The 872-nt window shown below is 68.0% G+C and carries 1 protein-coding gene; it reads left to right on the top strand.

From position 1 onward, the window contains the following. Positions 1-872, top strand: an 872-nt coding sequence (locus tag A3764_RS20720) for an FAD-dependent oxidoreductase (RefSeq protein ID WP_161487522.1), incomplete at both ends; no start/stop codon positions are given.

Raw genomic sequence — 872 nt, 5'->3', positions numbered from 1 at the left:
GCCCCGTGGCCTATGACGTGGCATCGCTCGATATCGGGATCACCGCCCGGATGCAGATTCCGGGGTTCGCCGAACATGCGGTCGGCGCCAAGCCGTTGGGCGCTTATGCCCAGCGTTGGCGTGGTTTTCTGGATCGGGTCACGGAAGAAAAGGCGCCGCCGGAGGTCGCGGTGATCGGCGGCGGCGTGGCGGGATGCGAACTGGCCATGGCGATGTCCTTTGCATTGCGCGGCGTGGGACCGCCACCGCGGGTCGCGGTCATCGAGGCTGGGCCGGAAATTTCCGGCGTCGGTGCGCGGGCGCGCGACAGGCTGCGCCGGGAACTCGCCCGGCAGGAGGTGGTGGTGCATACCCGCGCCGAGGTGCGCCGGATCGAGGCGGACCGCGTGGTGTTGGCGGATGGCTCCTCCATTGCCGCCGCGTTCTGCGTGGGCGCCGCGGGAGCGTATCCGCATGAATGGCTCACCCGAACGGATCTGCCGCTGGAAGATGGTTTCATCGCTGTCGGTCCCGGCCTGCAGGTCCGGGGCGATTCCCGGCTTTTTGCCGTCGGGGATTGCGCGCATCTGGATTTCGCGCCCCGGCCCAAGGCGGGGGTATATGCCGTTCGCGCAGCGCCGGTGCTGCATGACAATCTGCGCAGTGCCCTGCGCGAGGATGGCAGCCTGCGGCGTTTCAAACCACAGAAGAACTACCTCAAGCTGGTGTCGCTGGGGCGCAAGGCCGCGCTTGCGGAGAAATGGGGTTTCGCCGTTGCAGGCAGTGCCCTGTGGCAATGTAAGGACCGGATCGACCGGGCCTTCATGGACAAGTTTCGCGACCTGCCGGTCATGGGCGTGCCGAAGGCGCCCCGCGGTGCTGCCGCCGGGGTG

This window comes from Sulfitobacter sp. HI0129 (genome assembly GCF_001635395.1).
In the GTDB taxonomy this organism is placed as follows: domain Bacteria; phylum Pseudomonadota; class Alphaproteobacteria; order Rhodobacterales; family Rhodobacteraceae; genus Sulfitobacter.
This window is presented reverse-complemented; position numbering and strand designations above follow the sequence as displayed.